We start from the raw sequence: 22,977 nt of genomic DNA, 5'->3' as shown, positions 1-22,977 counted from the left end.
GGCCCGGACGGAAACTCCCTCCCGGGCGGTACTGCCCGGCCGGGAACTCCCCTCGCGGACGCGTCCCGCCCCCGTCCGCGCCACGGGACGGAACCCCTCCCCGGTGCCCGGCTGCCCGCCGCGCGAGCCGTCAGACGGACGTCTGGCCCTCGATCGCCTCCCAGACCTCCGGCAGGGCCGCCTCGACCGCCGCCGCCCGCTGCTCCTCCCGCCCGTACAGCACTCCGTACGTGAACGAGCTCTCCCCCGCCGCGTGGGCCAGGGTGGCCAGTTCCCGCAGGGCCTCGCGGGTCATCACGCTGTCCTGGTGGTCGCCGAGCAGACTCTGCAGCGACTTCATCGACTTGACCAGACCCGCGGCCGGTCCGCCCAGGGCCGGAGCGGCGGCCTCGGAGGCGTAGCGGGTGCGCTTGGCCTTCTTCCGGGCATCGTGCATCGCCTGGTCGCGGTCGGCGCCCGGCGGCCGGTCCAGGGCCTGGGCGACGAGGTCGGAGACCTTGGCGAAGTCCTTGCGGACGGCCTTCGCGACCACCTTCGCGGGATCGCCGGCGGCTGCCTCGAGGAGCGGCGGGTCGGTGACGAGCGCGTCGAGCGCGGTCAGCAGCGCCAGGTAGCGCTTTCCGTCCAGGACGGCGATCAGGCGGCGCCTGGAGCCGCCGCGGCGGGCGTGCGCCCAGGTGCGCAGCCGGGTGCGGACGGGTCCGGTGAGCAGGACGCGCGGCAGGTCGGCGAGGGCGCCGGTGAGCCGTTCGGTGAGGACTTCCTGGTCGCGGTCGACGCCGAGTTCGCCGGCCAGCCACTTCAGCTCGTCGCCGATCGGGTCGGTGACGGCGCGGTCGAGGATCTTGCCGTACGAGCGGAAGGTGCCGCGCGTCCGGCGGGTGGCGACGCGCATGCTGTGGACGGAGTCGAGGACGTCCCGGCGGACGGCCGGGTCGAGTTCGACGATGGCGTCGTACTGGGCGCGGAGGTAGGCGAGGACGTGGTCGCCCGCGGTGACCGGGTCCTTCTCGGGGGCGGGCTTCCTGGCGCGTTCTCCCGTCTCGTCCAGCGCTTTCGCGAGTTTGGAGGACGAGGTGGAGCGGCGCAGGCCGGCCTTGCGGAGCTTCTTCTCGACCTTGTCCAGGAAGGCGGGGTCGCCGTCGTCGGCGAGTTCCACCTCGATCTCGGTCCATTCGACGGTGCCCTCGCCTCCGCCGAGCCGTTCGGCGCGGACCCGGTCGAGGCTGACCTCGGCGAGCAGGGCGCCGGACGCGTCGACGAGGTGGCGGATGTCGCGGGTGGACCTCAGCCGTACGAGGGGGGCGAGTTCGGCGTCGCGTACCCGGGAGCGCACGAGGCTCGCCAGGGCGCGGGGCACGGTGTCGGCGAGCGGGGCCCGGATCTCGTCGCGTACGCCCTCGGAGACGGGGAGTTTGAGGTGCCAGCCGGCGTCGCCCCCGCCGGTGCGGCGGCGCAGGGTGAGGGAGGCGGCGGCGAGCCGCTGGTCGGGGGTGTCGAAGTAGGTGGCGTCGAGGTCGGCGACACCCTTGTCGACGACGCTCGCGACTCCGGCCACGCCGCTCAGGTCCGGCAGACCGGTGCCGCCCTCGGCCGCGGGACCTTCGTACTTACGCTCGATCTCGCGCTTCGTGTCCGCCATCTCTCTCCTTGCGCGGGAATTCCGGCCTTCAAGCCGGGCGAGAAACGCATCCGCAGTGCCGGACGGCGCAGTACGCTTTGCATCTGCCTCCGGCAGCGGTCAGGGCTTGGCCGTCATGAAACTCCTCGGAGTCGAGTGAGAAGCCCCCTCGTCCGCGAGGGGGAGGAGTCACGAACCGAATCTAGACGCGTTGGCGGGCCCTGGGCAGTACCCGACCGGCCCCCGCTTGTCCTGGGGCCGTCTTTTTCCGCTGGCCCGGGTGTCGCCCCGTGTTCTCCGAAGCGACACCCGGAATCCTTCCGGGCCGTTCTCAGGCCGACATCGGGCGCTGGACCCTGATCGACTGCAGGAGGCCCACCGCGACCCAGACCGCGAACATCGACGATCCTCCGTAGGACACGAACGGGAGGGGCAGACCGGCCACCGGCATGATGCCGAGGGTCATGCCGACGTTCTCGAAGGACTGGAAGGCGAACCAGGCGATGATGCCGGCGGCGACGATCGTGCCGTAGAGCTCGGTCGTCTCGCGGGCGATGCGGCACGCGCGCCACAGGATGACGCCGAGGAGCAGCAGGATCAGGCCCGCGCCCACGAAGCCGAGTTCCTCGCCGGCGACCGTGAAGACGAAGTCCGTCTGCTGCTCGGGCACGAACTGGCCGGTCGTCTGGGAGCCGTGGCCGAGGCCGGTGCCGAAGAGGCCGCCGGAGCCGATGGCGATCCTGGCCTGGTTGGTGTTGTAGCCGACGCCGGCCGGGTCGAGTTCGGGGTTGGCGAAGGCCGCGAAGCGGTTGATCTGGTACTCGTCGAGGATCTTCAGTTGCCAGGCGGCGACCGCGCCGAGGGCGCCGGCCCCGATCAGGCCGAAGACCCAGCGGTTGGAGGCGCCGGAGGCGAGCAGCACGCCGAGCACGATGATGACCGCGACCATGATCGTGCCGAGGTCGGGCATGAGCAGCACGATCAGCATCGGGACGGTCGCGAGGCCCAGCGCCTGGACCACCGTGCGGTGGTCGGGGTACTGCTTGTCGCCCGCGTCGACCCGGGTGGCCAGCAGCATCGCCATGCCCAGGATGATCGTGATCTTGATGAACTCGGCGGGCTGGAGCGACAGGCCGCCCGCGACGAGCCAGTTGCGCTGGCCGTTGATCGTCTCGCCGAGCGGGGTCAGCACCAGCAGGATCAGGAAGACCGAGAGGCCGTACAGGATCGGCACGGCCGTGCGCAGGGTGCGGTGGCCGAGCCAGATCGTGCCGACCATCAGGCCGAAGCCGATGCCGGTGTTCATGAGGTGGCGGATCAGGAAGAAGTACGGGTCGCCCTGGTTGATCTCGGTGCGGTTGCGGGTCGCCGAGTAGACGAGGGCCGTGCCGATCAACGAGAGCGCTACGGCCGACAGCAGTATCGGCCAGTCGAGACGGCGGGCGAGCGAGTCGCGGGCGAGCAGTCTCGTCCAGCCCGCGCGCTCGGGTCCGTACCCGGAGACGGAGAAGTTGTTGGCTCCGGTCATGTCAGGATCCTCAGCACCTTGGTCACCGCGGTCGTCATGTGAGGACCCTCTTTCCCCGCCCCTTGTTCCGGCGGGCCGTACGCCTCCGGGTGTCGCGGTTGCCGGTGCCGGGTGAGGCGGTGGTGCCGGCGGGCAGCGGCTGGCCGGTGGCCCCGTCCTCGGGCTTCTCACTGGCCTGCAGGTCCTTGACCGGGTCCTTGGAGACGCGCGGGGACTCGACCGTGCCGTCGGCCTGGATCTTCGGCAGACCCTTCTGCGGGGTCGGCAGCAGGGCCTTCTTCTTGTCGACGGAGCCGTCCGCGGAGACACCGTAGAGCGCGTTGTAGATCTTGCGCACGGCCTCACCGGAGGCACCGGAACCCGTACCGGCCTGGGAGATCGTCATGATGATCGTGTACTCCTTGGAGTACGTGGCGAGCCAGGACGTGGTCTGCTTGCCGTAGACCTCGGCGGTACCGGTCTTGGCGTGCAGCGGGATCTTGTCCTGCGGCCAGCCCCCGAACTTCCAGGCGGCGGTACCGCGGGTGACGACGCCCGCGAAGGCCTCGTTCATGCCCTTGAGGGTCGCCTTGCTGACCGGCAGCTTGCCGTTCACCTTCGGCTTGATCTCCTGGACGGACGTGCCGTCCGCGCTGACGACCGCCTTGCCGATGGTCGGGGCGTACAGGGTGCCTCCGTTGGAGACCGCGGAGTAGATGGCGGCCTCCTGGACCGGGGTGACGAGGGTGTCGCCCTGTCCGATGGAGTAGTTGATCGAGTCACCCTCGCGCATCCGGTTGCCCTCGAGGCAGTTCTCGTACGCGATCTGCTGGACGTAGGTGCCGCCCTTCTTACCGGTCTTGCACCAGACGGCCTTGTTGGCCTTCCAGTAGTCCGCCTTCCACTTGCGGTCCGGGATGCGGCCGGTGACCTCGTTGGGGAGGTCGATGCCGGTCTCCTTGCCGAGTCCGAACTGGTGGGCGGTCTTGTAGAAGTAGTCCTTGGGCTTCTTCTTCGGGTTGATGCCGCCGTCCTTCTTCCACTCGTTGTCGGCGAGTCCGTAGAAGACGGTGTCGCAGGAGACCTCGAGGGCGCGGCCGAGCGAGATGGGGCCGAAGCTCTCTCCCTCGAAGTTCTTGAAGACCTGGCTGCCGACGGAGTACGAGCTGGTGCACGGGTAGCGGCCGTCGAAGTCGTAGCCGGCCTGGACCGCGGCGGCGGTGGAGATCACCTTGAACGTCGAGCCGGGGGCGGACTGACCCTGTATGGCGCGGTTCAGCAGCGGGTAGTTGGACTTCTTGCCGGTGAGCGCGGTGTAGTCCTTGCCGGAGATGCCGCCGACCCAGGCGTTCGGGTCGTAGGTCGGCTGGGACGCCATGGCGACGACCCGTCCGGTCTTGGCCTCCATCACCACGACCGCTCCGGAGTCGGCCTTGTAGTTCTCGCCGGTGATCTTGTCGAACTGGGTCCGGGCGACTTCCATCGCGTAGTTCAGCTCGTACTCGGCGACGCGCTGGACGCGGGAGTCGATGCTGGTGACGAGGTTGGCACCGGGTTCGGCCTTGTCGGCCTTGGCCTTGCCGATGACACGGCCGAGGTTGTCGACCTCGTAGCGGGTGACGCCGGCCTTGCCGCGCAGGGCCTTGTCGTACTCGCGCTCCAGGCCGGAGCGGCCGACCTGGTCGGAGCGCAGGTAGGGCGAGTCGGTGTCCTTGGCCTTGGTGATCTCGTCGTCGGTGACGGGCGAGAGGTAGCCGAGCACCTGGGCGGTGTTGGCCTGGCCGGGGGCGGCGTAGCGGCGCATGGCCTCGGGCTCGGCGGTGATGCCGGGAAAGTCCTCGGAGCGCTCGCGGATCTGCAGCGCCTGGCGCGCGGTGGCCTCGTCGGTGATGGGGATCGGCTGGTAGGGCGAGCCGTTCCAGCACGGCTGCGGTGTCTTGGCATCACAGAGGCGGACCTTCTGGATGACGTCCTTGGGCTTCATGCCCAGGACACCGGCGAGCTTGGTGAGTACGGCCCTGCCGTCGTCCTGCATCTTCATCAGGTCGGTGCGCGAGGCGGAGACCACGAGCCGGGTCTCGTTGTCGGCGATCGGCACGCCCCGGGCGTCCAGGATCGAGCCGCGCACGGCGGGCTGGACGACCTGCTGGACGTGGTTGCCGGAGGCTTCCTTGGCGTACTCGTCACCGTTGCGGATCTGGAGGTACCAGAGGCGTCCGCCGAGGGTGCCCAGGAGGGAGAGCACGAGGATCTGGATGACGACGAGCCGGATCTGGACCCGCGGGGTCCGACCGGTCTCGGGAATGTTGGTCATGGGCGCAGCCCATCCCTTGCAGGGGTGGTGGCGGGCGACGGGTGGGTGTTGGTCATGGGCGCAGCCCATCCCTTGCAAGGGCGGTGGGCGACGGGTGGGCGTGGGTCACAGCGGCTGCCTCCCCCTCAGTGTGTGTACGAGACATACGAGTACACGGCGAACCTGTGCGCGGCGCCGCCGCGGTCGGTCAAGTTCCGTGACTCGTGCGGCGCTTGAGGTGTGCGCCCGGCGGCTCTCGTCGCTGTCGTCACAGCCGCTTGACCCCCTTGATGCGTCCGGCGCGGGCGACCCGCGCCTTGGCCGCCTTCACGCGCAGTCCGCCGCGCTGGCTGCCGATGCGCAGCCCGGTGCCGGAGGACAGCCAGCCGGAGGCGACGTCGGCGGACTTGGACGCCGAACCGCCTTCGCCGAGCGGGTCGTTCTCGGCGCGTCGGGCCAGTGCCATCAGCACGGGGACGACGAACGGCGCGAGCAGCAGGTCGTAGAGGGCGGCCGTGAACAGCAGGCTGCCGAGTCCGACGTGGCGGGCGGCGGTGTCTCCGACGAGGGCGCCGACACCGGCGTACAGCGCGGTGGAGCCGATCGCGGCGGCGACGACCACGGCCATCGGCCCGGTGGCCGACTTGAGCCGGCCGTTCTCGGGTCTGGCCAGGCCCGCGAGGTAGCCGATGACGCAGAGCACGAGGGCGTAGCGCCCGGCGGCGTGGTCGGCGGGCGGGGCGAGGTCGGCGAGCAGACCGGCGCCGAAGCCGATGAGCGCGCCGCCGACGTGGCCGTAGACCAGGGCGAGGGCGAGCACGGTCAGGAGCACCAGGTCCGGGACGGCGCCCGGGAGGTGGAGTCGGGCAAGGACGCTCACCTGGATCACCAGGGTGACGACCACCAGGGTGACGGAGAGCAGCATCCGGTTGAAACGCATGGGATTCGGCTCCTCCTGCTACTGCTGCTGGCCGTCGATGGGGGCGCTCGCCGAGGGGGTGACCGTCACGGTCACGGTCGGCGTGGGCGTCGGTTTCGGTTTCGGCGGCAGGACGGTGTCGCGCGGGTCGCTCTTGGGAGCCGCGACGACGACGCCGACGATGTCGATCTTGGTGAACGAGACGAACGGCGTGACGTAGATCGTGCGGGTCAGACCGCCGCCGGACGGATCGATACGGGAGACGAGACCGACGGGGACGCCGGGCACGAAGGGCTTGTCGGCCTGCGAGCCGAAGGTGACCAGCCGGTCGCCCTTCTTGATCTTCGCCTTGGCGTTGAGGAGTTCGACGCGCAGCGGGCGGTCGCCCTGTCCGGAGGCGAAGCCGAGTTCGTCCGTCGACTCCATGCGTGTGCCGACGGTGAAGTCGGGGTCGTTGGCGAGCAGTACGGTCGCGGTGTCCGGGCCTACGGTGGTGACGCGGCCGACCAGTCCGTCGCCGTTCAGGACGGTCATGTCGCGCTTGATGCCGTCGTTGGCGCCGACGTCGATGGTGACGGTCCAGGAGAAGCCCTGGGCCGCCCCTATGGCGATCACCTCGGCGCCCTTGATCCCGTACTGCCCCTCGCCCGCCACCTTGATCATCTTGTCGAGCTGCTTGAGGCGGCTGCGGTTGCGGTCGTCGCTGCCGAGCTTCGCCTTCAACGCCGCGTTGTCGTGCTCCAGTTGGGCGACGCGATCGTGGCGCGTGCCCGAGTCGCGGACCGCGGCGATGGCGTTTCCGACGGGGTCGACCGCGGACGACACCCCGTTCTCGATCGGGCCGAAGACCGTCGCGGCGGCCTGGCGGGCCCCGTCGACCGGTGAGTCCTGCCCGCCGCGGATGTCCACCGTGATCAGTGCGAACGCGATGGCGATCAGCAGCACCAGGAGCAGCCGGCTCTCTCGTGTGTCCCTCACGTGCGGCGGCCGTGCCTTCCTCGTCGAATTGGGTCAACAGGTGCGCGCCCTGGGCCAAAAGGATGCCCACGGTGCGATGAGGCTGGGGTGGGGGGGCTGACGGGGTGGCTGATATGGGGGAGGTTATGGCTCTATGTCGCTGGAGTTTATGCCTCCATACCAACGATCCGCCGCACGAGAAGGGGTGATCTCGTACGGCGGAATCGAAGTGTTACCTCATCTGCGGGGCTGGGCGTCCAGCACCTGCTGGAGGGCCTCGAACTCCTCGACACACTTACCGGATCCGAGGGCCACGCTGTCCAGCGGGTCCTCCGCGATGTGGATCGGCATGCCGGTCTCGCGGCGCAGTCGCTCGTCCAGGCCGCGCAGCAGCGCTCCGCCGCCGGTCAGAACGATTCCGCGGTCCATCACGTCGCCGGAGAGCTCGGGCGGGCACTTGTCGAGCGTCGTCTTCACGGCGTCGACGATCGCGTTGACCGGCTCCTCGATCGCCTTGCGGACCTCCGAAGCGGAGATGACGACCGTCTTGGGCAGCCCGGAGACCAGGTCCCGGCCGCGGATCTCGGTGTGTTCCTCGGTGTCGAGTTCGTACGCCGAACCAATCGTGATCTTGATCTGCTCGGCCGTCCGCTCACCGAGAAGGAGGCTGTACTCCTTCTTGATGTACTGGATGATCGCGTTGTCCAGTTCGTCACCCGCGACGCGGATGGACTGGGCGGTGACGATGCCGCCCAGCGAGATGACCGCGACCTCCGTGGTGCCGCCGCCGATGTCCACCACCATGTTGCCCGTGGCCTCGTGGACCGGCAGGCCGGAACCGATGGCCGCGGCCATGGGCTCCTCGATGATGTGCACCTGGCGGGCACCGGCCTGGGACGACGCCTCGATGACGGCGCGTCGCTCGACCCCCGTGATGCCCGAGGGCACACAGACGACGACGCGGGGGCGGGCGAGATAACGCCGCTTGTGGATCTTCAGGATGAAGTAGCGGAGCATACGCTCGGTGATCTCGAAGTCGGCGATGACGCCGTCCTTCAGCGGGCGCACGGCAACGATGTTGCCCGGCGTCCGTCCGATCATCTTCTTCGCTTCCGCGCCGACAGCGAGGATCCCGCCGGTGTTGGTGTTGATCGCGACGACGGACGGCTCGTTGAGTACGATCCCGCGACCCCTGACGTACACCAGCGTGTTGGCGGTCCCGAGGTCGACAGCCATGTCACGGCCGATGAACGACATTGAGTTCCCCATCAGGATTCGTCTGGCCTTCCCAAGTGGAGCTTTGACGGCTTTTTAGGACGGCAAGGTTGGTGCAGCGACGTGAACGTCTCCATCGTAGACGCGCCTACACGAACACTGCGCGAGGGTCTTCGCCATTGTCAGCAGATGGCGAGCCGCCTCGCTTGTGGAGACGGGCCATCGGGGTCACGCGTTCCCCCGATCAGCACGCATATGCCACGGGACGGCCGGATATTTCACGGCCGTCCCAGGTCAGACTGTCCGAAGCGCGCTGACGCAGCCTCAGAAAAAATCTTCAAAATATGCTGCCCGACGTGCCCGTGAGCCCCTCCTGGAGACCTCTCCGGGACCGCTCGCGACCTGGGCCGAGACCGTCCGGACGCCGAATCGTGACCGTCCGTGCACGTGGGCGCGCCCGCGTACCGTCGTACGGACGCTCAGGCGCGGCCGGGGAAGAAGATCTTCACCTCGCGCTCGGCGGACTCCTCGGAGTCGGAGGCGTGGATCAGGTTCTCGCGGACGATCACACCGAAGTCACCGCGGATGGAACCGGGGGCGGCCGCGATCGGGTCGGTCGGACCGGCGAGGGCGCGCACGCCCTCGATGACCCGCTCGCCCTCGGCGATCAGCGCGACGACCGGACCGGAGGCCATGAACTCCACCAGCGGCTCGTAGAAGGGCTTGCCCTTGTGCTCGCCGTAGTGCTGCTCCAGCGTCTCCTGGTCCAGCGTCCGCAGCTCGAGCGCGGTGATCTGCCAGCCGGCCTTGCGCTCGATACGGCTGATGATCTCGCCGGTCAGGCCGCGACGGACGGCGTCGGGCTTGAGAAGGACGAGGGTGCGCTGGCTCACGGGATGGCTCCTTCGGGTCACGCTTGTACGGATGACCGAGGCTACAGGGCGTGTCCGGGTGGCTGTCACACAGCGTCAGCTGATAGGGGCGCGCGCACGGCCCGTTCGGTCCTACGCGCCCGGCCGGGCCGGGGTGCTCCCGGCCCTCGACCGGATCACGGCCGGACGGCGGCGCCGCGGGTCCGTCCGGACCCGTTCGGCCTCCGGCTACGCCGGGTTGCCGCCCGCCTCCGTACGCGGGTGGGCCGCCGGTGACTGGGCGGCGAACCGGGCCTTCGCCTCGTCGATCTTCCGCCCGTAGTGGACCGACGCCCACCACAGCGCGGCGAAGGCCGCGCCCAGGACGAACATCGACGGAACGACGAAACCGCCGGCGATCAGCAGGATCTGCAGCGCCCAGCCGAGCTGGACGCCGCCGGGCCGCGTGATCATGCCGCACAGCAGCACGCTCAGCGCCATCAGGACCCCGCAGACCGTCCAGACCGTGGCCGTGGACAGATCGGGTTCCTTCATGGCGACGAGTCCGGCGAAGCCGATGACGAAGAACTCGCCGATCAGTGTCGAAGCACAGAGCGTACGCATGCGGTTCAGCCCCTCCCCAGGAGCAGTCGGACCTCGCCGACCGTGATGACGGATCCGGTGACCAGGACGCCCCCGCCCGCGTACTCGGCCTCTTCCTCGGCGAGCGTGATCGCGGCCTCCAGCGCGTCGTCGAGCCGCGGTTCGACCTGGACCCGGTCCTCGCCGAAGACCTCGACGGCGATCCCGGCCAGTTCGTCCGCGTCCATCGCGCGATGGCTGGAGTTCTGTGTGACGACGACCTCCGCGAAGATCGGCTCGAAGGCCTCGAGCAGTCCCCGGACGTTCTTGTCCCCGCTCGCGCCGACCACCCCGATCAGCCTGCTGAAGTCGAACACCTCGCTCACGGCCTCGGCGGTCGCGCGGGCGCCCGCCGGGTTGTGCGCGGCGTCGAGCACGACGGTGGGCGAGCGCCGCACGATCTCCAGGCGGCCCGGTGAGGTGACCGAGGCGAACGCCTTGCGCACGGTGTCGATGTCGAGCCGGTTGGCGTGCGCCGAGCCGACCCCGAAGAACGCCTCGACCGCGGCGAGCGCCACGGCGGCGTTGTGTGCCTGGTAGGCGCCGTGCAGCGGCAGGAAGACCTCTTCGTACTCCCCGCCGAGACCGCGCAGCGTGAGCAGTTGCCCGCCGACCGCGACCTGCCGTCCGACGACGCCGAACTCGAGCCCCTCGCGGGCCACGGTGGCGTCGACCTCGACGGCCTTCTTCAGCAGCACCTGCGCCGCGTCGACCGGCTGCTGGGCCAGGATGACGGTCGCGTCCTGCTTGACGATGCCCGCCTTCTCGACGGCGATCTCACCGGGCGTCTCGCCGAGCCGGTCGGTGTGGTCGAGGTCGATGGGGGTCACGACGGCGACGTCCCCGTCGATCACGTTGGTGGCGTCCCAGCTGCCGCCCATGCCGACCTCGACGACGGCGACGTCCACGGGGGCGTCGGCGAAGGCGGCGTACGCCATCGCGGTCAGCACCTCGAAGAACGACAGCCGGTACTCCTGCTGTCCGTCGACCATCTCGACGTAGGGCTTGATGTCGTTGTACGTCTCGACGAAGCGCTCGGCGCTGATCGCCGCCCCGTCCAGGCTGATCCGCTCGGTGACCGACTGCACGTGGGGGCTGGTGTAGCGGCCGGTGCGCAGCTCGAAGGCGCCGAGCAGGGCCTCGATCATGCGGGCGGTGGAGGTCTTGCCGTTCGTGCCCGTGATGTGGATCGAGGGGTACGCGCGCTGCGGCTCCCCCAGGACGTCCATCAGTGCCGCGATCCGGCTGACGGACGGCTCCAGCTTGGTCTCGCCCCAGCGGGTGGCGAGTTCGGCCTCCACCTCGCGCAGCGCCTTGTCGGTCTCGGGGTCGGAGGGCCGCCCGGGTACGTCGGCCTCCGGGCCGCCGCCCTGGGTCCGCAGGGTGCGGCTGCCGGCCTCGATCACCGCGAGGTCGGGGTCTCGGTCGGTCTCGTTCGCCACGATCTCGTCGAAGAGACCGTGGGGGTCACCGTGTTCCGGCTCGTCGGACGCGCTGCTGTCGTGCGGGGGGAGGTCACTCACGGGGCCAGTCTACGGAGACGGCGGGGTGTGGGGGCGTGTGGGGGCGTGTGGTGCCACACGGGGGTTTTCGCCCCCTCCGCCCCTACCCGTCCCCTACCCGTCCCGTCCCCGGGGGCGGCGCCCCCGGGGACGGGACGGGAGAGCCCGGCCGGGTACGGCGGAAGGCCCCCCGGACCTGAGCGGTCTCGGAGGGCCTTCGGCTGCGTGCGGCGGGGCGGCGGGCTACGCCTCGGGGAGCCCGTCCAGCTGCGCCTGGATGCGGGCGATGTCCTCGTCCGCCTTGGCGAGTCGCCCCCGGATCTTGTCCACGACGTTGTCCGGGGCCTTGGCCAGGAACGCCTCGTTGCCGAGCTTGCCGTTGGCCTGGGCCTTCTCCTTCTCGGCGGCGGCGAGGTCCTTGGCCAGACGCTTGCGCTCCGCGGCGAAGTCGATCGTGCCCGACAGGTCGAGCGCGACCGTGGCGCCCGCCACCGGCAGCGTCGCCGTGGCCGAGAAGCTCTCGCCCTCCGGCTGGAGACGCAGCAGCTGACGGATGGCCGCCTCGTGCGGGGCCAGCGCGGTCCCGTCGAGGGTCAGCCGGGCCGGGACCCGCTGGCCGGGCTGCAGGCCCTGGTCGGCGCGGAAGCGGCGGACCTCCGTGATGACCCGCTGGAGCGCCTCGATCTCCTGCTCGGCGGCGATGTCACGGAAGCCTCCCGCCGCTTCGGCGCCGGGAACGGACACGGCCTTCGGCCACTCCGCGATGACGACCGACTCGCCGCCCGTGAGGGTGGTCCAGAGGGTCTCCGTGACGAACGGGACGACCGGGTGCAGGAGCCGCAGGGTCACGTCCAGGACCTCGCCGAGGACCCGGCCCGAGACCTTCGCGGGCTCGCCGCCCGCCATGAAGGTCGTCTTGGACAGCTCGACGTACCAGTCGAAGACCTCGTCCCACGCGAAGTGGAACAGGGCGTCCGACAACTTGGCGAACTGGAAGTCGTCGTACAGGGCGTCGACTTCGGCGACCGTGGCGTTCAGCCGGGACAGGATCCAGCGGTCGGTGGCGGACAGCTCCTCGACGGGCGGGAGGTCGCCCTCGACCGTCGCGCCGTTCATCAGGGCGAAGCGGGTGGCGTTCCAGATCTTGTTGGCGAAGTTGCGCGAGCCCTGGACCCAGTCCTCGCCGATCGGCACGTCGACACCGGGGTTGGCGCCGCGCGCGAGGGTGAACCGCAGCGCGTCGGAGCCGTACTTGTCCATCCAGTCCAGCGGGTTGACCGCGTTCCCGAAGGACTTGGACATCTTCTTGCCGAACTGGTCGCGGACCATGCCGTGCAGGGCGATGGTGTGGAACGGCGGGGTGCCGTCCATCGCGTACAGGCCGAACATCATCATCCGGGCGACCCAGAAGAAGAGGATGTCGTAGCCGGTGACCAGGACGGAGTTCGGGTAGAACTTCGCGAGGCTCTCGGTCTGTTCGGGCCAGCCGAGCGTGGAGAACGGCCACAGGCCGGAGGAGAACCAGGTGTCGAGGACGTCGGTGTCCTGGTGCCAGCCCTCGCCCGTCGGGGCCTCGTCGTCGGGACCGACACAGACGATCTCACCACTGGGCCCGTACCAGACGGGGATCCGGTGGCCCCACCACAACTGCCGCGAGATGCACCAGTCGTGGAGGTTGTCGACCCAGTCGAAGTACCGCTTCTCCATCTCCTGCGGGTGGATCTTGACGCGGCCGTCACGGACGGCGTCGCCCGCGGCCTTGGCCAGCGGGCCGACCTTGACCCACCACTGCATGGACAGCCGCGGCTCGATGGTGGTCTTGCAGCGCGAGCAGTGGCCCACGGAGTGCTGGTACGGACGCTTCTCGGCGACGATCCGGCCTTCGGCGCGCAGCGCGGCGACGATGGCGGAACGGGCCTCGAGCCGGTCCAGGCCCTGGAAGGGACCGGGGACGGTGATGATCGCGTGCTCGTCCATGACGGCGATGTTGGGCAGGTTGTGGCGCTGCCCGATCTCGAAGTCGTTCGGGTCGTGGGCGGGCGTCACCTTGACGGCACCGGTGCCGAACTCGGGGTCGACGTGCTCGTCCGCGACGACCGGGATGGAACGGTCGGTCAGCGGCAGCCTGATGAGCTTGCCGACCAGGTGCTTGTAGCGCTCGTCACCCGGGTGGACGGCGACGGCGGTGTCACCGAGCATCGTCTCGGCACGGGTGGTCGCGACGACGATGGCGTCGTCCCCCTCCCCGTACTTCATGGAGACGAGCTCGCCCTCGTCGTCCTGGTACTCGACCTCGATGTCGGAGATGGCCGTCAGACAGCGCGGGCACCAGTTGATGATGCGCTCGGCGCGGTAGATCAGCTCGTCGTCGTAGAGCTTCTTGAAGATGGTCTGGACGGACTGGGACAGGCCTTCGTCCATGGTGAAGCGCTCACGCGACCAGGCGACGCCGTCGCCGAGGCGGCGCATCTGCCCGGAGATCTGCCCGCCGGACTCGGCCTTCCACTGCCAGACGCGCTCGACGAACGCCTCCCGGCCGAGGTCGTGCCGCGACTTGCCCTCCTTGCCCAGCTCCCGCTCGACGACGTTCTGCGTGGCGATGCCGGCGTGGTCCATGCCGGGCTGCCACAGCGTCTCGAAGCCCTGCATGCGCTTGCGGCGGGTGAGGGCGTCGATGAGGGTGTGCTCGAAGGCGTGGCCGAGGTGCAGGCTGCCCGTGACGTTCGGCGGCGGGATGACGACCGTGAACGGAGGCTTGTCGCTCTTCGCGTCCGCCTCGAAGTAACCGCGCTCCACCCAGCGCTCGTACAGCGGCCCCTCTACATCGGCCGGCGCGTACTGGGTCGGCAGTTCGGTGTTGGGCTCTGATGGCTGCTGCTGAGCGTTTTCGGTCACGGGGTCAGTTTAGAGGCGTCACGCCCCTGTCCCGAAACTCGATTACTTCGTAACGGTGCGGTCCCCGGGGGCTTGAGCGCCTGACCTGTACGACAGGATGTTCGGAAAGCATAAGTATCTGGAGGGGAACCCAGGAATGAGCTACAACCAGCCGGGCCCGTACGGCGGGCAGCCGCAGCAGCCCGGACCGTACGGTCAGCCGGGCCCCTACGGCCAGCAGCCGCAGGCCCCTCAGCCCGGCTACGGCTACCCGCCGCAGGCTCCTCCCGGGCAGCCCGGCCACCCCCAGCACGCTCCCCAGGGCGTCCCGCCGCAGGCCCCTCCGTACGGCCAGCAGCCCGCCTACGGGCAGCAGCCCCCGTACGGCCAGCAGCCTCCCTACGGCACGGTCCCGATGCCTCCCGAGCCGTCGGGCGGCAAGAAGAAGACGGGCCTCATCATCGGCGGGGTAGCCGTGGTGGCGGCGATCGCGGTGGGCGGCTACCTCCTCTTCGCGGGGACCAGCAGCTCCGACGTGGCCGACGACGGCCCGCACAAGCTGACGACGCCGGCCAAGGTGATCGACGACCAGTACCAGCGCGTGGGCAAGGCCCAGGAGCCGCAGGACGCCTCTTCCGGCGATGCGAAGAACCTGGCCGCCAGTGGCATCACCGGTGCCAAGTCCGTCGGCGGCATCTACTCCACGATCGACCTCACCGATCCGGAGACACTGAAGGACCCCGCGGCCATCGCGGGATCGAAGACGATCACCTTCTCCGGCCTCTACGGCAAGGTGAAGGACCCCGAGGCCGCCCTCGACTCCGCGTTCGCCAACCTCAAGAAGGACTCCGCCAAGAACTCCACCAGCAAGATCGAGTTCATCGGCGACCCCAAGTCCGTGAGCCCGGCCGATCTCGACGGCGCCCTGATGAAGTGCCAGCAGGCGAAGGCGCCGAACTCGGCGACCGGCAAGACCGACACCCAGTACCTGTGCATGTGGTCCGACTACAGCACGCTCGGGTTCGGCGTTCCGGCGCAAGGCGGCCAGGGTGTGAGCATGGAGGAGTCCGCCAAGGTGACCGCGGCCCTGCGCAAGGACATCCGCGTCAAGGTCTGACGTTCCGGCACATGGACGAGGCGCCCCGCGAATCCCGCCGGGCGCCTCGTCCGTGTGCCCGTCCCCATGCGCCCGTCCCCGTGCCCTCGGATCCGTCAGGGCCGGACGCGGGCGGCTCGCGCGCCATCGTTCCCGGCGTGGATCCGCACCGGGCCGGCGATGCGGCGACCGGGAGCGCGGACACGCGTCGCCCACGCGTCGGACGAGGCGGGCATACGGAAGCAGGGGCCCGGCGACTTGTCGCCGGGCCCCTGCTTCTTCGCGTGTTTCGGTTACGCCGTCTTCTGCTCCCCCGGCCCACCGCGGCGCGCGTCGCGCGGGATGAGGGTGGGGTTGACGTTGCGCAGGACCACGTCGGCGGTGATGACGACCCGGGCGACGTCCTTGCGGGACGGCACCTCGTACATCACGGCCTGGAGGACTTCCTCCATGATGGCGCGCAGGCCTCGGGCGCCGGTCTGGCGGAGGATGGCCTGGTCCGCGATGGCCTCCAGGGCCTCGCGCTCGAAGTCCAGCTCCACGCCGTCGAGTTCGAAGAGACGCTGGTACTGCTTCACCAGGGCGTTGCGCGGCTCGACCAGGATCTGCAGGAGCGCCTCGCGGTCCAGGTTGTGGACCGAGGTGATCACCGGGAGACGGCCGATGAACTCGGGGATCATGCCGAACTTGACCAGATCCTCCGGCATGACGGCCGCGAACTGGTCCTTGGACTCCAGCTCGCGCTTCGAGCGGATCGTCGCTCCGAAGCCGATGCCCTTGGCGCCGGCCCGGGACTCGATGAGCTTCTCCAGACCCGCGAAGGCGCCGCCCACGATGAACAGGACGTTCGTCGTGTCGATCTGGATGAACTCCTGGTGCGGGTGCTTGCGTCCGCCCTGCGGGGGAACCGAGGCCGTCGTGCCCTCGAGGATCTTGAGCAGGGCCTGCTGCACGCCCTCACCGGAGACGTCGCGCGTGATCGACGGGTTTTCGCTCTTACGGGCGACCTTGTCGATCTCGTCGATGTAGATGATCCCGGTCTCGGCCTTCTTGACGTCGTAGTCGGCGGCCTGGATCAGCTTCAGCAGGATGTTCTCGACGTCCTCGCCGACGTATCCCGCCTCCGTCAGCGCCGTCGCGTCGGCGATGGCGAACGGGACGTTCAGCATGCGCGCGAGGGTCTGGGCGAGGAGCGTCTTGCCGGAGCCCGTGGGGCCCAGCAGCAGGATGTTGGACTTCGCCAACTCGATGGCGTCCTCGCGGTTCTGGCCCGTGCTGTTCTCGCCGGCCTGGACGCGCTTGTAGTGGTTGTACACCGCGACCGAGAGGGCCTTCTTGGCCGACTCCTGCCCGACCACGTACCCCTCGAGGAACTCGTAGATCTCGCGGGGCTTCGGGAGTTCCTCCCAGCGCACCTCGCTCGTCTCCGCGAGCTCTTCCTCGATGATCTCGTTGCAGAGATCGATGCACTCGTCGCAGATGTACACACCGGGGCCTGCGATGAGCTTCTTGACCTGCTTCTGGCTCTTGCCACAGAACGAGCACTTGAGCAGATCGCCGCCGTCACCGATGCGTGCCACGGTGTGCTTCCCCTTCGCCTGGGAGACGCCTAGGTCCAGCGGCTCCTGGTGCTGCCTTATGTCCGACGGTACCTTGCCGAGCCCCCCGTTCGGGCCCCCCTTGGCGCGGTTCACTTTGTCGTGAACCGCGCCAAGCGGCGACGGACGAGCGGCCGACGATACAGCGGTACGTCAGACGACAGCGGAGTTGTTCATCTTCCGGGTGGAGATGATCTGGTCGATCAGGCCGTACGCGAGCGCGTCCTCAGCGGTGAGGATCTTGTCGCGCTCGATGTCCTCGCGGATCTTCTCGATCGGCGTGGTGGAGTGCTTGGCCAGCATGTCTTCCAGCTGGGCACGCATCCGGAGAATCTCGTTCGCGGCGATCTCGAGGTCCGAGACCTGCCCGCGACCGGTCTCGCTGTAGGGCTGGTGGATCAGCACACGGGCGTTCGGAAGCGCCATGCGCTTGCCCGGCGTACCGGCGGCCAGCAGGATCGCGGCGGCCGAGGCGGCCTGGCCCATGCAGACCGTCTGGACGTCCGGCTTCACGAACTGCATCGTGTCGTAGATGGCCGTGAGGGCCGTGAACGAGCCACCGGGGCTGTTGATGTAGACCGAGATGTCACGGTCGGGGTCCATCGACTCCAGGCACAGGAGCTGCGCCATGACGTCGTTGGCGGAGGCGTCGTCGATCTGCACGCCGAGGAAGATCACGCGCTCCTCGAACAGCTTCGCGTACGGGTCGTACTCACGCACGCCCTGCGAGGTGCGCTCGACGAAGCGCGGGATGACGTAGCGGGACTCCGCGCGAGGACCGGTGTACTCGGCCTGCGTGCGGGCGAAGAGGCCGCTGCCGGGGAAGTCGTTCACTGTGTCTCCTGAAAAGCCTGAAAAGGGCTGAGCGGTCGGCTGAGGACGCGCCGGGCGCCCTGTGCCGCCCGGGAGCGGGAAGGGGCCCTGCGCCGCCCTCGGGGGCGCTGGAGGGGCTTACGCCGCCCCGGTGCCGCCGCCGCCCGGCATTCCGGCAGCGGTGGGCATGATGTCGTCGATGAGGCCGTACTCCTTGGCCTCGATCGGGTCGAACCAGCGGTCGCGGTCCGAGTCACGAGTGATCTGCTCGACGGTCTGACCGGTGTGGAAGGAGGTCAGCTCCGCCATCCGCTTCTTGGTGTGCAGCAGCCGCTCGGCGTGGATCTTGATGTCCGACGCGGAGCCCGCGAGACCCGCGGAGGGCTGGTGGATCAGGATCTCGGCGTTCGGCAGGGCGAAGCGCTTGCCCGGCGTACCGGCGCTGAGCAGGAACTGGCCCATCGAGGCCGCCATGCCCATGGCGATCGTCACCACGTCGTTCTTGATGTACTGCATGGTGTCGTAGATCGCCATGCCGGCCGTGATCGAGCCGCCGGGGCTGTTGATGTAAAGGTAGATGTCCTTGTCCGGGTCGGAGGCAAGGAGCAGCAGCTGCGCCGTGATCTTGTTGGCGATGTCATCGTCGACCGCCTGGCCGAGGAAGATGATCCGCTCGCCGAGCAGTCGGTTGTAGACCTGGTCGCCGAGGCCACCACCGATAGGGTCGCCGGCAGCTGTGGGCATCAGATTCGTCACGTATCCACCTGCTCGTCTTGCGACGGCGCCGGGCCGTCTCACGTCTTCTGCAGGGCCTGGGACCCCGGGTTCCGCGCCGCCTCCCGGCGGCGTCCGGAGACTCCCCTGCCCTCGTATTCATGGACCCTAACGCGCGGGTCCCCCCGGGGAATCCCGCAGAGGGAACTGTTCGCTGTGAGCGCATGCGAGGCGCCGGCTTCACCGGGGCTCCGGTCCCGTCTCCGGAGCGGCTCGGGGAGTCCGCGGCGCCCTCGGAAGGCCGCGTCCTCCGTACGCACCGGGAAGCGGACGCGCCCGCGGCCCGGTGGGGGTTGCTCGCGCAGTTCCTCGCGCCCCCGAACGCGGACGGGCCCCCGGGGACGATGAAGTCCCCGGGGGCCCGTCCAGGCGTGCTGGTGAGGTGATCAGGCCTCGGGCTTGTCCTCGGACTCGGACTCGGCCGGGGCGTCGGCGGACTCGGCGGTCTCGGCCGTCTCGTCCTCCTCCTCCTCGTCGTCCAGGTCGACGATCTCGCCGTTGGTGTCCTTGACCGTGGCGGCCTCGACGACGACCGCGAGGGCCTTGCCGCGGGCGACCTCGCCGACGAGCATCGGGACCTGGCCGCCCTCGACGACGGCCTGGGCGAACTGGTCGGGGGACATGCCGGAGGAGGCGGCGCGCCGCATGAGGTGCTCGGTGAGCTCCTCCTGGTTGACGTTCAGCTTCTCCTTGTTGACGAGCTCGTCGAGGACGAACTGCGTCTTGATGCCCTTGACCGCGGCGTCCTTGGTCTCGGCGTCGAACTCTTCCTCGGTCTTGCCCTGGATCTCCAGGTACTTCGCGAGGTCCATGCCCATCTGGCCGAGCTGGTGGTGCTCGAGGTTGTGCTTACGGGTGTTGATCTCGTCCTCGAGCAGCTTCTCGGGGACGGGCACCTCGACCAGCTCGAGCAGCTTCTCCAGGACACGCTCCTGGGCCTGCGTGGCCTGGTCGTACTGCTTCATGTTCTCGAGGCGCTTGCGGCTGTCCGCCTTGAGCTCGTCGAGGGTGTCGAACTCGGAGGCGAGCTGCGCGAACTCGTCGTCCAGCTCGGGCAGTTCACGGGCTGCGACCTGGGTGACCTTGACGGTGACCTCGGCGGCCTTGCCGGCGGCGGAGCCACCCTTGAGCTCGGAGGTGAAGGTGGTCTCGCCACCGGCCTCCAGGCCCTTCACGGCCTCGTCGATGCCTTCGAGCAGCTCGCCCGAGCCGATGGTGTACGAGACACCGCTGGCGACACCGTCCTCGAGGACCTCGCCGTCGACCTTGGCCTCCAGGTCGAGGGTGACGACGTCGTCGTCCTGGGCGGCGCGCTCGACCGGGGAGGTCGAGGCGAAGCGCTCACGCAGGTCGGAGACGGCCTTCTCGATGTCCTCTTCGCTGACCTCGATGGCGTCGACCTCGACCTCGATGCCGGAGTAGTCCGGGATCTCGATGGTCGGGCGGACGTCGACCTCGGCGGTGAAGTTCAGCGTCTCGCCGTCCTTCAGCTCGGTGATGTCGACCTCAGGCTGTCCGAGGACATTCAGCTCAGCCTCGTTGACCGCTTCGGTGTAGAACTTCGGGAGCGCGTCATTGACGGCCTCTTCGAGCACGGCGCCGCGACCGAACCGCTGGTCGATGATGCGCGCCGGGATCTTGCCCTTCCGGAAGCCCTTCACCGTGACCTGCTGGTTGATCTTCTTGTACGCCGCGTCGAGGCTGTCCTTGAGCTCCTCGAAGGGCACCTCGACAGTGAGCCGAACCCGGGTCGGGTTCAGGGTCTCCACGGCGCTCTTCACGGTTCGGTCTCCTTGTGGCTGACTTCTTGGGGGGTTCTGCTGCGTGCTTCTGCCGGTCGGGCAGAGCCTTGAGCGGATTCACGGCCCTTGAGAGACGTAACACTGCAGACATACGGGCACGCAGCTTGCATAGTAGCCGCAGGCGGTACACGCCCCAAAAGGTGATCTTGTGCGGACCGGAGCCCATCGGGTTCCAGCCGGTGGTCGGGGTGGCGGGATTTGAACCCACGGCCTTCCGCTCCCAAAGCGGACGCGCTACCAAGCTGCGCCACACCCCGTCGGTGCGACACGTAGGGTACATGCCCGCAGACAGTGCGGCTGCCGCATTGTGCGAGCGTCGACGCGGGCGGGAACGGAGTGTGCGATGTGGGCGGCCGACCCGCTACGATGCATCCTGTGCCGCGGTCGCTGACCTGCGGCGCGTTCTGCGCGGGTGTAGCTCAATGGTAGAGCACTAGTCTTCCAAACTAGCTACGCGGGTTCGATTCCCGTCACCCGCTCCATATGGCGTAGGGCCAGGCCGGAGGTTCGTTCCTCCGCCTGGCCCTCAGTCGTTTTCCACGGGACAGGGGCGCCGGTCCCGCAAGGAGACGGCGGCTCTCTTGGCCGAGTTCCGGGCCGGTCCTAGACTCCGGGCCGTGCCGACCGCTCAGGACAGACTCAAGAGGGCCTTCTGGTCCGTGGACCGCGTGCTCGGCGGGCAGCAGTCCCCGACGCGTTCCCAGCGCTTCGCCGCTCGTCATCCGCTCGGCCTCGGTGTCTGTATCGGTGCGCCGATCGCGATCCTCTGTACGGCGGCCGCGCTCGGGGACCACGCGTCACCGGGTGAGGCGTTGATCCCGGGCGGCCTGGGCGCGGCCCTGGGGGTGGTCTTCGGGCTGACGGCCTGGGGAGAGCGTCACAGGCAGCGGCGCCTTCGGCGTCTGGGTCTGTGGACGCCGCCGACCGGCGACCGTCGGGGAGAGGGCTCGGCGGTCGCGGAGCCGACAGCCGTCGACGGCCGGGCGCCGGGTCGCACTTCTGATCGATGACCGGGCTCGGGCGGGCGGCCTTCAGTCCGTGGCGACCAGCAGGGTCCCCTCGCCGTCTCGCCTCTCGATGCTCAGGGCGCCGTCGGCCGTGTCGGTGACGTCGAGTTTCTCGAAGTACTCGTCGTCGTCCCGCACCGTCTGGGCCGGCAGTGCCAGGGTGTGGAGCAGCCGTCCGGTGGCCGCCTCCAGGACGAGCAGGTCGGCGCCGAGCGGGCGACCGACGTCCGCCTCGGTGATCAACCGCCGGCGCACGACGTACACCCGGCCGTCGGCGATCACGGGGAACCCGTACTCCTGGCCGTCCGGCGCCGGCAGCCGCCACGAGAGGCGCCCGTCCCTGGTGTCGTAGGCGCGCAGGAGCGTGTCGCGGTACGCGGAGCCGTCCCCCGGATCGGTGCCGGACACCACGGTGCCGCCGCCCGCGGCGACGATGTCCAGCTCGTCGCGGGGGAAGGCGTGCCGCGGAAAGGCCCCTCGACGGTTCACGTCGAGCGACCGGACGGTCCCCTCGTCGTTCCGGTCCGGAGCCAGGAGGGTGTGTTCGTCGCCCCACGCCGTTTGTTTGGGGTCCACGGTGCGCCGCCGCCAGAGGACCTCGCCCGTACGGTCGTCGACACCGAGCAGAAGGCTGTACTCGCCCCGGTCCGGGGTCACCACGTTGCACATCACCTGGACGGCGCTCAGATGGTCCGGCAGGGCGTGGACGGAGTAGAGGAGCACTTCGGGACACGACGCGGGCGTCCTCATCGTCCACAGGCTCCGGCCGTCGCGCTCGCCGAAGGCGCGTACGGCGCCGGGTGCCGAGGTGACGGCCTGGCCGCCGACGAGCTCCACGAGCCGGAAGCCCTTCTCCCGGGGGACCTTCGCGCTCCACAGCGGCCCGCCCCCGCGCAGGTCGACACCGACGAGTCTCCCGTCGTCGAAGCCGGCGACCACGGTGCGTTCCGACGCCTCGAAGGAGAACAACGTACGGTCCGCGTCCCGGCGTTCGTAGCGCCAGTACTCCTTGCCGGTCCGCAGGTTCACCGCCGCCAGGCCGGAACCGACCCACCGCAGGGACAGCCCGTGCGCCAGGACCTGCAACTCGGCTCTCCGGCGTATGACGTGTTCCGGCGCGACCGGGGCGCCGTCGGCGAACGCGGCGGGGAACGGGCCGTGGGGCCCGGTGACAACGTCTTGGGACGGGTGCCGGTCCACCAGCGAACCGACCGCGAGCACGGCCAGCGCGATGACCAGCGTGATGAACGCACCGCACGCCTGCCAGAGGCCCTCCCGCACGTCCGCACGGCTCGGAACGGGTCTGCCCGGTCCCGTCGCCGGCCCCACGCCCGGTTCTCCCAGCAGATTCATCCGTTGCGCCATGGCCGCCCCCCGGCAGACTCCGCCTTCTGCCATGACGACAGAGGCTCAGAGATCTTCACCCGCCGTGCGGGCCCGGGCAAGTGGGCGCGGCCGCCGGAACCCGGTCGGGGCGAGGCCCGTGGCCCGGACGTGCCGAACCGC

At 69.4% G+C, this 22,977-nt stretch carries 17 protein-coding genes and 2 tRNA genes; 3 read left to right on the top strand and 16 right to left on the bottom strand.

Annotation, left to right across the window (positions count from 1 at the left end):
• Positions 1-130 precede the first annotated feature (130 nt).
• The 10 genes from ACFYW7_RS02070 to ACFYW7_RS02025 all read right to left on the bottom strand — a co-directional run bounded on the left by ACFYW7_RS02070 (position 131) and on the right by ACFYW7_RS02025 (position 14,402).
• The gene (locus ACFYW7_RS02070) at positions 131-1,642 is read right to left on the bottom strand and encodes a CHAD domain-containing protein (RefSeq protein WP_389497068.1); all 1,512 of its coding nucleotides are present in this window, start codon (positions 1,640-1,642) and stop codon (positions 131-133) included.
• A gap of 310 nt (positions 1,643-1,952) precedes the next feature.
• Positions 1,953-3,149, bottom strand: coding sequence for a rod shape-determining protein RodA (rodA, locus tag ACFYW7_RS02065; RefSeq protein ID WP_389497067.1), 1,197 nt, complete (start codon positions 3,147-3,149; stop codon positions 1,953-1,955).
• A 34-nt stretch (positions 3,150-3,183) separates the two neighbouring features.
• A complete protein-coding gene (gene mrdA / locus ACFYW7_RS02060; RefSeq protein WP_389497066.1) occupies positions 3,184-5,442 on the bottom strand; it encodes a penicillin-binding protein 2 in 2,259 nt (752 codons plus the stop codon).
• 247 nt (positions 5,443-5,689) lie between these two features.
• On the bottom strand, positions 5,690-6,361 hold the full coding sequence (gene mreD, locus ACFYW7_RS02055; protein ID WP_389497065.1) for a rod shape-determining protein MreD: 672 nt from the start codon (positions 6,359-6,361) through the stop codon (positions 5,690-5,692).
• A gap of 18 nt (positions 6,362-6,379) precedes the next feature.
• Complete coding sequence (mreC, locus tag ACFYW7_RS02050) at positions 6,380-7,318, bottom strand: rod shape-determining protein MreC (protein WP_389497064.1); 939 nt, start codon at positions 7,316-7,318, stop codon at positions 6,380-6,382.
• 216 nt (positions 7,319-7,534) lie between these two features.
• Positions 7,535-8,554: a rod shape-determining protein gene (locus ACFYW7_RS02045; protein WP_389497063.1), complete on the bottom strand. Its 1,020-nt coding sequence runs from the start codon at positions 8,552-8,554 to the stop codon at positions 7,535-7,537.
• A gap of 437 nt (positions 8,555-8,991) precedes the next feature.
• Positions 8,992-9,405, bottom strand: a complete 414-nt coding sequence (gene ndk / locus ACFYW7_RS02040) for a nucleoside-diphosphate kinase (protein ID WP_389497062.1) — start codon at positions 9,403-9,405, stop codon at positions 8,992-8,994.
• 207 nt (positions 9,406-9,612) lie between these two features.
• The gene (locus ACFYW7_RS02035) at positions 9,613-9,987 is read right to left on the bottom strand and encodes a DUF4233 domain-containing protein (RefSeq protein ID WP_389497061.1); all 375 of its coding nucleotides are present in this window, start codon (positions 9,985-9,987) and stop codon (positions 9,613-9,615) included.
• A gap of 5 nt (positions 9,988-9,992) precedes the next feature.
• Positions 9,993-11,528 carry a bifunctional folylpolyglutamate synthase/dihydrofolate synthase gene (locus ACFYW7_RS02030; protein WP_389497060.1) on the bottom strand — a complete coding sequence of 512 codons (1,536 nt, stop codon included), beginning with the start codon at positions 11,526-11,528 and terminating at the stop codon, positions 9,993-9,995.
• A 222-nt stretch (positions 11,529-11,750) separates the two neighbouring features.
• Positions 11,751-14,402 carry a valine--tRNA ligase gene (locus ACFYW7_RS02025; protein WP_389497059.1) on the bottom strand — a complete coding sequence of 884 codons (2,652 nt, stop codon included), beginning with the start codon at positions 14,400-14,402 and terminating at the stop codon, positions 11,751-11,753.
• A gap of 136 nt (positions 14,403-14,538) precedes the next feature.
• Between ACFYW7_RS02025 and ACFYW7_RS02020 the strand changes: the two genes are divergently transcribed.
• Positions 14,539-15,498, top strand: a complete 960-nt coding sequence (locus tag ACFYW7_RS02020) for a hypothetical protein (RefSeq protein WP_389497058.1) — start codon at positions 14,539-14,541, stop codon at positions 15,496-15,498.
• Between the two features lie 272 nt (positions 15,499-15,770).
• On the opposite strand, the gene clpX is transcribed toward ACFYW7_RS02020, so the two are convergent.
• From clpX to ACFYW7_RS01995, 5 genes are all read right to left on the bottom strand, one after another.
• Positions 15,771-17,057 (bottom strand): ATP-dependent Clp protease ATP-binding subunit ClpX, encoded by a 1,287-nt coding sequence (gene clpX, locus ACFYW7_RS02015; protein WP_389497057.1) that lies wholly within the window; start codon positions 17,055-17,057, stop codon positions 15,771-15,773.
• A gap of 171 nt (positions 17,058-17,228) precedes the next feature.
• Positions 17,229-17,909 (bottom strand): ATP-dependent Clp protease proteolytic subunit, encoded by a 681-nt coding sequence (locus tag ACFYW7_RS02010; RefSeq protein ID WP_261708770.1) that lies wholly within the window; start codon positions 17,907-17,909, stop codon positions 17,229-17,231.
• A gap of 117 nt (positions 17,910-18,026) precedes the next feature.
• On the bottom strand, positions 18,027-18,632 hold the full coding sequence (locus tag ACFYW7_RS02005) for an ATP-dependent Clp protease proteolytic subunit (protein WP_060897745.1): 606 nt from the start codon (positions 18,630-18,632) through the stop codon (positions 18,027-18,029).
• Positions 18,633-19,048: 416 nt separating this feature from the next.
• Positions 19,049-20,443 (bottom strand): trigger factor, encoded by a 1,395-nt coding sequence (gene tig / locus ACFYW7_RS02000; protein ID WP_389497056.1) that lies wholly within the window; start codon positions 20,441-20,443, stop codon positions 19,049-19,051.
• A 201-nt stretch (positions 20,444-20,644) separates the two neighbouring features.
• Positions 20,645-20,721: transfer RNA gene (locus tag ACFYW7_RS01995), tRNA-Pro, on the bottom strand.
• A gap of 151 nt (positions 20,722-20,872) precedes the next feature.
• On the opposite strand from ACFYW7_RS01995, the gene ACFYW7_RS01990 reads away from it, so the two are divergent.
• Together ACFYW7_RS01990 and ACFYW7_RS01985 are read left to right on the top strand one after the other, a co-directional pair.
• Positions 20,873-20,946, top strand: a tRNA-Gly gene (locus ACFYW7_RS01990).
• Between the two features lie 135 nt (positions 20,947-21,081).
• Positions 21,082-21,474 (top strand): hypothetical protein, encoded by a 393-nt coding sequence (locus ACFYW7_RS01985; RefSeq protein ID WP_389497055.1) that lies wholly within the window; start codon positions 21,082-21,084, stop codon positions 21,472-21,474.
• A gap of 21 nt (positions 21,475-21,495) precedes the next feature.
• Here ACFYW7_RS01985 and ACFYW7_RS01980 read toward each other — a convergent pair whose 3' ends face one another.
• Positions 21,496-22,836, bottom strand: a complete 1,341-nt coding sequence (locus ACFYW7_RS01980; RefSeq protein WP_389497054.1) for a PQQ-binding-like beta-propeller repeat protein — start codon at positions 22,834-22,836, stop codon at positions 21,496-21,498.
• Positions 22,837-22,977: the final 141 nt, after the last annotated feature.

It is taken from the genome of Streptomyces sp. NPDC002580 (assembly GCF_042889485.1).
Classification (GTDB): domain Bacteria; phylum Actinomycetota; class Actinomycetes; order Streptomycetales; family Streptomycetaceae; genus Streptomyces.
This window is presented reverse-complemented; position numbering and strand designations above follow the sequence as displayed.